Source organism: Cupriavidus sp. 05N40 (assembly GCF_056397305.1).
In genome coordinates this window covers 1-9056 of sequence record NZ_JBFTND010000256.1, presented here as the reverse complement: position 1 = coordinate 9056, position 9056 = coordinate 1, and the positions used below count along the sequence as shown (strand labels likewise).

General features: G+C 57.7%; 10 protein-coding genes. 5 read left to right on the top strand and 5 right to left on the bottom strand.

Annotation, left to right across the window (positions count from 1 at the left end):
• From tcuA to AC1DO7_RS36430, 3 genes are all read right to left on the bottom strand, one after another.
• Window positions 1-1058 (bottom strand): FAD-dependent tricarballylate dehydrogenase TcuA (tcuA, locus tag AC1DO7_RS36440; protein ID WP_477117234.1); only part of this gene is annotated, 1058 nt, incomplete at its 3' end.
• Between the two features lie 72 nt (window positions 1059-1130).
• The gene (locus AC1DO7_RS36435; RefSeq protein ID WP_477117233.1) at window positions 1131-2138 is read right to left on the bottom strand and encodes a LysR family transcriptional regulator; all 1008 of its coding nucleotides are present in this window, start codon (window positions 2136-2138) and stop codon (window positions 1131-1133) included.
• 324 nt (window positions 2139-2462) lie between these two features.
• Window positions 2463-2678, bottom strand: coding sequence for a rubredoxin (locus AC1DO7_RS36430; protein WP_441620764.1), 216 nt, complete (start codon window positions 2676-2678; stop codon window positions 2463-2465).
• A gap of 211 nt (window positions 2679-2889) precedes the next feature.
• Here AC1DO7_RS36430 and AC1DO7_RS36425 point away from each other — a divergent pair, with 211 nt between their 5' ends.
• From AC1DO7_RS36425 to AC1DO7_RS36405, 5 genes are all read left to right on the top strand, one after another.
• A complete protein-coding gene (locus AC1DO7_RS36425) occupies window positions 2890-4059 on the top strand; it encodes a thiolase domain-containing protein (protein WP_441620766.1) in 1170 nt (389 codons plus the stop codon).
• A 4-nt stretch (window positions 4060-4063) separates the two neighbouring features.
• The gene (locus AC1DO7_RS36420; protein ID WP_441620768.1) at window positions 4064-4471 is read left to right on the top strand and encodes a Zn-ribbon domain-containing OB-fold protein; all 408 of its coding nucleotides are present in this window, start codon (window positions 4064-4066) and stop codon (window positions 4469-4471) included.
• A gap of 36 nt (window positions 4472-4507) precedes the next feature.
• A complete protein-coding gene (locus AC1DO7_RS36415; protein WP_441620770.1) occupies window positions 4508-5677 on the top strand; it encodes a lactonase family protein in 1170 nt (389 codons plus the stop codon).
• Between the two features lie 110 nt (window positions 5678-5787).
• The gene (locus AC1DO7_RS36410) at window positions 5788-6921 is read left to right on the top strand and encodes a CapA family protein (RefSeq protein WP_441620772.1); all 1134 of its coding nucleotides are present in this window, start codon (window positions 5788-5790) and stop codon (window positions 6919-6921) included.
• Window positions 6922-6950: 29 nt separating this feature from the next.
• The gene (locus AC1DO7_RS36405) at window positions 6951-7727 is read left to right on the top strand and encodes an SDR family oxidoreductase (protein ID WP_441620774.1); all 777 of its coding nucleotides are present in this window, start codon (window positions 6951-6953) and stop codon (window positions 7725-7727) included.
• A gap of 36 nt (window positions 7728-7763) precedes the next feature.
• Here the strand turns inward: AC1DO7_RS36405 and AC1DO7_RS36400 are convergent, their stop codons facing one another.
• The gene (locus AC1DO7_RS36400; protein ID WP_441620776.1) at window positions 7764-8498 is read right to left on the bottom strand and encodes an IclR family transcriptional regulator; all 735 of its coding nucleotides are present in this window, start codon (window positions 8496-8498) and stop codon (window positions 7764-7766) included.
• A gap of 83 nt (window positions 8499-8581) precedes the next feature.
• The coding region (locus tag AC1DO7_RS36395; protein ID WP_477117232.1) for an amidohydrolase family protein at window positions 8582-9056 on the bottom strand (475 nt) is incomplete at its 5' end.

Below are 9056 nucleotides of genomic sequence, written 5' to 3'. Positions count from 1 at the left end.
CCCACTCGACAGCCTGCGTTGTATCGCTCCACGGTCTGAACAAACGCATCGACCGGTACGCCGAGCTTCTTGGCCAACTCATCAAGCGTGTCCGCCTTGTGCCCGGGGAACACCGGTGGCATAAAGCGTCCCACGGCCTTGCTGTCGATAATCGAATAGCCGATCTGATCTGGCTGCTGAGCGACGAGCCGACCCCAGATAGCGTATCTTTTTGGCCAGAAGTCCTCTCCTTCATCGTAGAACCGCTGCGCGTTCTGGTTCACGACGACACCCAGTGACACACAATCAATGCGTGTGCAGATTCCACCGTCATATAGAGGTGCCCTGGCATCAATGGCCACGCAATGTGACTGCGAGGGGTCACCGATAGAGTCCGCACCGGCTTCGATCATGTGCTTCAGTAGGACGCCCTGGTTGAAGCGCGTCCCGCGGATGAGAAAATTGTCCGCCGGCCACTCACCTCTTTCGTTCTGTCCCCAGGCGTCGCGTAACCATTCGCGATTAGATTCGAATCCGCCTGCCGCAAGGACACAAGCCCTTGCCGTGAAGCGTTCGCTCTCGCCTACAGCGGCAACGAAGCGCGTGCCATCCAGCTCGATCCCATGTATTGGCGTGTTGTAGCGGATCTCTACGCCCAGAGCTTCCGCGCTGCGATAGTAGGCATTGACGAGGGCCTTTCCGCCCCCCATGAAGAAGGCATTCGTGCGTGCAACGKGAAGAGCCCCCGATAGCGGCGGCTGGAAGCGGACGCCGTGCTTTTGCATCCATGGCCGGCAGGTCGATGAAGCTCGAATCACCAGACGAGCGAGCTTTTCATCGGTCTTGCCACCTGTCACCTTGAGCAAATCCTGCCAATACTCGTCTTCCGGGTAGGCGTCTACCAGGACATCCTGCGGCGCATCGTGCATGCACCGCAGATTTCGGGTGTGCTGCGAGTTGCCGCCGCGCCATTCCCGCGGTGATGCTTCGAGCAACAGGACGGATGCGCCTGCTTCCCGCGCCATCAGCGCCGCGCACAACGCGGCATTGCCTCCGCCTATGATCAGTACGTCAACCATCTGTGTCTCCTTAAGGCTCCGACTATATGAGTTAGGTCGGATCCCCGCCATCCTCTCTTCGCAAACAGTTCTTCATGGAACATGAAGACTCTGCCCGGACGTGGCCTGATTGATGGCACTGCAGGAAGACGCTGCATCCCTTGTCCCGGATTGCCGGCTATCGGCGAGTGTCGCACCCGGCCATCGCCCTTCCGAAACAGTGCTTCGGATGACGTCCGCCAGGACTATTCGCGTTGCCAGCGCCGCGGGCGATAGCTCATCTTCACTGAGACTGATGAGAATGTTCTCTCGTTGAGCGCCTTCATCGCCGAGTTGCACACTGCTCAACTCCGCATGGGAGCCCGGTGCCAGCAAGGAACCAGGCTGGATTGTTACCCCCATTCCGGCTTTAACCGCGCGCATTAGCAAACTGAGTCCGTCAACTTCCGCCACCACATTTGGCTCTACTCGAGCGTGTTCGAAACATCGGGTAAGCAGCGATCRCAAGCCGTGAGAACCACTTGGAAGAATCAGCGGAAGGGCGGCGGCTCGATTGATGGTGGCGTTCTCGCCCAAGGGAATACCGAGCAAGTCTGGCAATCCAATCAAGAACAGTCTCTCGTTGAGAAGCCGCACTCTGCACCAGCGCTGTGACGGTTCCTCGCGAAAGAGCACCGCCAAGTCGATCTGCCTGGCGCTGAGCATATTCGACAAATAGCCGGAAAGACTTTCGACAATTCTGACCTTCACGTCGGGATAGCGGCTGCGCATCGCCTGCATGAAGCGTACGCCGACAATTCCGGCAGTACTATGAGCAAGTCCTACGCTCACGTATCCGGTAAGCCGAGCGTGCCGGGCAGCAGTTGCGGCGGCATCAGCGTGTCGCAGTGCAAGTTGGGCCTGGCGCCAGAAAGCGAGGCCGGCATCGGTCGGAACAACACCTGTCGACGTTCTCTGCAACAAGCGTGTGCAAAGTTCACCCTCCAGACGGCTGATTTGCTGGCTCAACGCCGATGTCACGAGGCCAAGGTCGAGCGCCGCCTTCCCCATGCTTCGATGCTCGATCACACTGACGAAATAGCGCAGTTGTCTAAGTTCCATCTGTGCTCGCTTAAACGAGTGCTTCTGAAGCGATGAGAGCTGCTTGCAGGCGACCGGGAGACGGGGGAAAGACCCGCCACGAACCGTCTTCATGTCGGAAGAACCAAATCGAATGCAGTTCTGACGCACGCTCAAACTGAACTTCAACGCACCCTGTTCCCTGGATCGGATGGCGTCCCCGAATAACGCGCGTCGCGACGCGGTTGCCATTGCCAATCCATTTCTCGAACAGGGATCTCAACGAGGTCGGCGCATCTCTCATGGTCTCGCTCCAATGGCCAGGAATGCGCACACCGTTGACTGCGCATCGCCGTGGCTGTGTTCCTAGATTTCTACCATTTCGAAGTCGCTTTTGCCGACTGCGCATTCAGGGCAACGCCAATCATCAGGAATGTCTTCCCAGCGTGTGCCAGCAAGGATGCCCTCGTCCGGCATACCCACAGATTCGTCGTACATAAATCCGCACAAGGCGCATTGCCACACCTTGAACTCCACTCCAGCGCCTACCAATTCAGCCGGACCTGCTTGAACGTCTTCCACAACTACTCTCCTTGGCTTCGATATCCGGGTTGATGCCAGCGGCAATCCGGCCACTGCTCCCAGAAAAACACATGGTGCTGCGATGTGCACCCGAACGGATACTCCCAGCACAACCACAGTTCCGATGCTATCATGTGTTCTAGTGGCTAGCATAGATTCCACTGATCGGAACCGCAAGACGAATTTTCAGGATGTGTTGAGGAGGACAAAAATGAGTGTCAGAGGCAAGGCTTGTATCGTCGGCGCATACGAGCACCCCTTGCGCAAAGCGCCCTTGCATTCCGTGGCGCAGCTGCACGCAGAGGTGGCGAAAGGAGCGATCGAGGACGCGGGGCTGACGCGTGAGGACGTAGACGGCTACTTCTGCGCTGGGGATGCCCCAGGGGCAAATGTTTGGTCGATGGCCAACTATCTGAACCTGAACAGGCTCCGCCACGTCGACTCGACCGACATGGGCGGATGCTCCTATCTGGCTCATGTGGCACATGCGGCGGAAGCCATCGCTGCCGGCAAATGCAATGTGGCGCTGATCACGCTTGCGGGTCGGCCGAACTCGGAGGGAATTTCTGGAACTCAGGTGCGGGTGCGCGGCACAAATATGCCTGAAGCTCCATTTGAAATGCCCTACAACCCAGTCACCTTGAACCTGTACGCCATGTGTGCAATGCTGCATATGCACAAGTACGGCACGACGAGCGAGCAACTTGCCTGGGTTAAAGTTGCGGCCTCTCATCACGCCCAGCACAACGCGAATGCGATGCTGCGAAACGTGGTAACGGTTGACGAAGTTCTTGCTTCCCCGCTCATTGCAGATCCACTGCATCGCCTCGATTCGTGCGTCGTCAGTGATGGCGGTGGCGCCATCATCGTGGCACGCCCGGAGATTGCCAGGACACTCAAAAGGCCGGTCGTCAGGGTTATCGGCAGCGCAGAAACCACCAAGCACCAAATGGGGGGGGACATCGATCTCACGTACACCGGCGCGGCATGGACTGGCCCCCGGGCGTTTGAGGAAGCTGGCGTCCGCCCCTCCGATATTCAGTACGCGTCAATCTATGACAGCTTCACCATCACTGTCGTACTACAGCTCGAAGATCTTGGATTCTGCGAGAAAGGCACCGGTGGACGGTTCGTTGCAGACGGGAACTTGATTGCAGGCGCCGGGAAGTTGCCTTTCAACACCGACGGCGGCGGTCTCTGCAACAACCACCCCGCAAACCGCGGTGGTATTACAAAGATCATCGAAGCCGTGCGTCAGCTTCGCGGTGAAGCACATCCGAGCGTGCAAGTCCCGAATTGCAAGCTTGCGCTGGCTACGGGCATCGGCGGCGCCATCGGTCACAGGCATGGCGCTGCCACAGTCATCCTGGAACGGGAGTAAAGAAATGTCGACCATCCCTGCAGATCGCAAAATCTCGGATCCAGCCCTGAACCCTGGGGATGAACCGTACTTCGAAGCCGCAGCCAAGGGCGAACTTCTCGTTAAGGCGTGCGACAGTTGCGGCAGAGTTCACCACTATCCGCGTGCCATTTGTCCGTTTTGCTGGAGCGCCGACGTCAGGTGGTCGCAGTCGACTGGCAAAGGCCATATCTACACGTATAGCGTTACTCGTCGCGGAGCCGGCGCGCCATATTGCATCGCCTATGTGACTCTGGACGATGGGCCCACCCTGATGACGAACATTGTCGATACAGACTTGGACACGGTGAAGATTGGGCAACGAGTCAGCGTCGTCTTCAAGCTTTCAGAGTCCGGCATCTCCGTACCGATGTTTGCTCCGGCGCCTCGATAAGCCAGCTGGTTTCCCAACATCGCGACAGGAGTAACCATGAGAGAAGCCGTTGTTCTTTATAGCGCAGTAGACGACATCATTACACGGTACCGCGTGAACGTGGATGCGGGGACGTTAGACAAGCAAGAATCGATTCAGGCCATGTCCCGCGTGCAATACGCCTGGCGTCACCCTTCGTTGAATGTTCTCTACGTGACGACAAGTAGCAGCGGACCTCATATCAAGTCCGACTACAGCCATGTCGCCGCTTACCGCATGAAAGAAGATGGCCGGCTGACACCGCTCGGTTCGCCAAGAATCCTGCCGGACCGCGCCGTTCACATGTGCGTGGACCCGAAGGGAAAATATATTCTATGCGCGCACAATTTTCCGGAAACGGGGGTCACGGTCGACTGCATCGAAGCCGACGGCTCGATCGGCGCCAGGATCGGGCAAGCCACCTCTGCCAACTTCGGCATCTATCCACACCAGGTCATGGCGTTTCCCTCCGGCGAGGCCGCCCTCTTGATCGACCGCGGAAACAACAGCACGAAGGATCGTCCGGAGGAGCCCGGGGCCCTCAGGAGCTTTACCCTTGATGACGGCCAGCTTACTGCCCATGAGGTAGTGGCCCCCAACCGCGGATTCGGATTTGGCCCGCGGCATATCGACTTTCATCCTTCCGGCAAATGGCTTTACGCGTCTGACGAACGCACAAATTGTCTTCACACGTTTCGTATCGAAGACAACCTCATTGAACCGCGGCCGCTCAGCACCCTGCCAACGCTCCACGCCCCCCAGGAGATACACGCCCGACAGCTTGCAGGACCCATCCACGTGCACCCTAGCGGGCGTTGGGTCTATGTCGCGAACCGCGCCGATGGCAGCGTGGAGTGCGACGGCGTCCGCGTGTTCACTTCGGGCGAGAACAACATCGCTGCGTATCAGATTGATTCTGAGACGGGACTCCCCTCTCTTCTCCAGCACATCGACACGGAGTCGTTTCATGTTCGGACATTCTCTTGCGATCCGACCGGTCGACTGTTAGTTGCCGCGAGCGTGAAGCCTCTTGGGACAAGAGTCAACGGAGCGATCGAGATTGTTCCCGCCGCGCTCTCGGTATTCCGCATTCGAGACGAGGGGCAACTCGAGTTCCTCCGGAAGTACGACGTGAGCACAGAGGGAAGTCAGATGCAGTACTGGTCTGGACTGGTCTCACTGCAATAGCACGTATCTTTGAATGCTATGATTCATCTGCATTTTTTACAACCTGTTCCACGGAATGAAACTATCGGCCTTGCGAGCCGCACATCAGATCGGTGGAAGAGAAGAGCAATATGGAAGGAGACATTGTGTCCAATATTTCAACCATTTTGATTGCCGGAGACTGTGGCCCCACCCATGGAGCCGCGGAAGGCTACCCTATCGAAGGGTACACGGAGCTAGTGAAGCCAGTGCTTCAGGATGCCGACATGCGATTTGTGAATTGCATGCGTACTTACTCGAGCAAAGGCGTCAAATCCGATCATGCACCTCAGGTTTGCCAACCAGCGGAGATGGCCAGGATCTTTACCGATGGGCTGTTCGATGCCGTGACGATGGGCAACAATCACAGTTACGACGCGGGTCCTCAGGCATTGGTTGATACACGCGAGCTTCTGAACTCCCACGGCGTACAAGTGACCGGTGCGGGACGCAATCTGGCAGAAGCACGCGAGGCAGCGATCGTTGAGAAGAATGGCGTAAGGGTTGGATACCTTGGCTATACGTCCGTCGCAGCGGTAGGAAGCGATGCTGGTCCGGATAAGCCGGGGGTGGTCAATATTCGCATCCATACGACATACGACACCCGCGGCCCGCATCAACCAGTCAGAATTCGCACGAAGCCCGATGAAGGCGATCTAGCGCTGCTGCTCGACGACATCAGGGCGCTGCGCTCGCGAGTTGACATCGTCGTTCTCGCATTTCATTCTGGCGTCATTCGCTTGCCGCGCGTTGTTGCCGACTATCAGGTCGCTGTCGCCCATGCAGCAATCGACGCTGGTGCAGACTTGGTGGTGGGACACGCGCCACACCTTCCCAAGGCCATCGAGGTCTACCGAGGCAAGGCTATCTTCTATAGCCTGGGTGTTTTCGCCATGACGAAGTCGTTTGCGGCACCTTCGTGGACAAGCGAACCGGCCTGGGCTCACGGTGCCGTACGAAATCACACGGACCTCGACCCGGCGTACCCGCTCATGCCCTATGGTCGCGATTGCACGAAGGGGCTGCTGGCCAAGGCGAAAGTGTCCAAACATGGCATTCTGCAGGTGTCATTCTTGCCAATGACGTTTGACGATCGCTATCGCCCTCAAGTACTGCGTCGCGACGACAAGCGCTTCGACGAGATTGTTGGCTACATGGAGTGGGTGTCGGAAGATATGCCGCATCGTTTCACCGTGAGCGGTGACGAAGTCATTGTCACCGAGTAAGCATTGTTCCGAACGGATGCGAGTGAGATATGGACCTAGGAATCAAAAGCAAGACAGCCCTCGTAACCGCATCCAGCGGTGGCATGGGCCGGAACATTGCCCACGCTCTCGCGGCCGAGGGCGCGAATATCGCATTGTTCGCCCGCTCGGCGGATAAATTGGGCGAGGTGGCCAAGGAAATTGAGCGCACCTACGGCGTCCAGGCGGTACCCATTGTTGGAGACATGACGTCCACGGAAGACGTCGCACGTCTGGCGTCAACGCTTCAAAAGGAAATGGGAGGCACAGACATCGTCGTCCTGAACACTGCCCGGCCTCCGAACCCCATCCGCACAACCATTGACGAGAACGATCCGCTTCGCTGGCATGAGGCTTATGAGAACCAATTGCTAAGCGTCATTCAGGTAGTTTCGGCTGTACTGCCTGGAATGACTCAGCGTGGCTGGGGGCGCCTGGTTGCCGTAACGTCAGCTTCTGTGAAGCAGCCGATGCCCCATCACAGTCTGTCCACCGTGTTTCGCGCAGGTGTCACCGCCTACATGAAGCACCTGGCAAACGAGGTCGGGCAGCACGGTATCACTGTGAACTGTGTTGCGCCGGCGCTAATTGACACGTCGCATCGAAATGCAGTCTCGGCTTATAGCGCATCACAAACCGAGGCCCGCAAGCGACTGACACCACTTGGCAGGCTGGGGACGCAAGAGGAAATTTCTTCCGTTGTGACGTTCCTCGCGTCGGTGCAAGCGGGATTCATCAACGGCGCCACAGTTCCGGTCGAAGGCGGGATGGTAGGCTCGTTGTACTAGGTGGAAGGTCTGGCGCGTACCTATGCGCCAGACCTTTCAGGCGCGTCCGCCAAACTGGCGAGAAATGGTTGCCGCAGCGGAGATCACCAGCTTCGTGAACTCCTTCTCATGCATTTGCATCCGTACCGTCGGGGCACCGACGGAGATGCAATAGAGCACCTGATCGTTCACATCTTTAATCGGCGCCGATACAGCAGAAATACCAAGCAGCCTTTCGCCATGAGAGACAGAGAAGCCGTGTTCCCGGACGTCTTCCAACTCTGACAAAAGTTCTGCCTTCGTTTTCTTCAGTGCCCGCGCAGCCGAGGTAACAATTGGGTTGAGCTCCGACTTATCCATATAAGCCATTAAGACCCTGGATGCCGATCCCGCGAGCAAGGGAACCTGCTCCCCCGCCTGCACAACTGCACGCAAAGGCGACGCCCCCGTTGATACCGCGTCGATGCAGACGCGGTTCTGACCGTTCACCGTATGAATTGACACCGTCTCTTTCGTCTTTTCAGCAAGCTCAACCAAGACCGGGCGCGCGATTTCCCTTATCCCCAACGTGCTCTTAACCAAGCCAGCGAGTTGCGTGAAACGGAAAGAGAGGCAATATTCCTGGTCCTCGAGTCGTACCAGATAGCCGGCCTGTTCGAGGCTCTGTACGATGCGAAACGTCGTCGACTTGGGCAACTCTATGCGGTCGGCGATCTCCTGCAACGACAGGCTGCTCCGGTCGGCCGAGAAACTTTCAAAAACGGCGAGAATACGCTGCACCGAACGCATCATAAGGAAACTATCCCGTCAGAAACATGAATGCCGACATGGTACACCAGCGCACACCGGGCAAGTAGCGGCAGGCGCCACCCCCGCTAGCATGCGTGCTCGGGGTGTCCGCTTCCGAGTCCATACACGCGAAACGCGTTGTCGTGAAACAGGGCACGCTTCTCGGCGGCGGAACAACCCTGGACGATCCGCTTGAATGCGTTCCAGAGGGAGGTGTAGCTGCAGCTCTGTTTATCGACCGGGAAATTGCTCTCAAACATACAACGGCCCGGACTGAATGTCTCAATGCACTCGAGAACATAGGGCTTCCACGCGCCAGCCAGCTCCAATGACGTAGGTGGCGCGTGGCGCACATGAAAGTCCCACCCTGTATAGAGCATGCCCAATCCACCAACCTTTACCGTCACGTTGGGAAACTGGGCCAGGCGCTGAAGCTTCGCACGCCACTCCCGGAATACCGCCGTCCGGTCGAGATGAGGCGGCAAGCCAAGAATGCCGCCGCAGTGGTCGAGCACCACACTGACTTCCGAATGACGCTCCAGCAACATGACGAGATCATCC

Excerpts from the sequence above, each read along its gene's own strand:
- AC1DO7_RS36400 (WP_441620776.1), bottom strand. The coding sequence starts at position 8,498 with ATGATGCGTTCGGTGCAGCGTATTCTCGCCGTTTTTGAAAGTTTCTCG.
- AC1DO7_RS36410 (WP_441620772.1), top strand. The coding sequence starts at position 5,788 with ATGGAAGGAGACATTGTGTCCAATATTTCAACCATTTTGATTGCCGGA.
- AC1DO7_RS36425 (WP_441620766.1), top strand. The coding sequence starts at position 2,890 with ATGAGTGTCAGAGGCAAGGCTTGTATCGTCGGCGCATACGAGCACCCC.
- AC1DO7_RS36420 (WP_441620768.1), top strand. The coding sequence starts at position 4,064 with ATGTCGACCATCCCTGCAGATCGCAAAATCTCGGATCCAGCCCTGAAC.
- AC1DO7_RS36415 (WP_441620770.1), top strand. The coding sequence starts at position 4,508 with ATGAGAGAAGCCGTTGTTCTTTATAGCGCAGTAGACGACATCATTACA.
- AC1DO7_RS36405 (WP_441620774.1), top strand. The coding sequence starts at position 6,951 with ATGGACCTAGGAATCAAAAGCAAGACAGCCCTCGTAACCGCATCCAGC.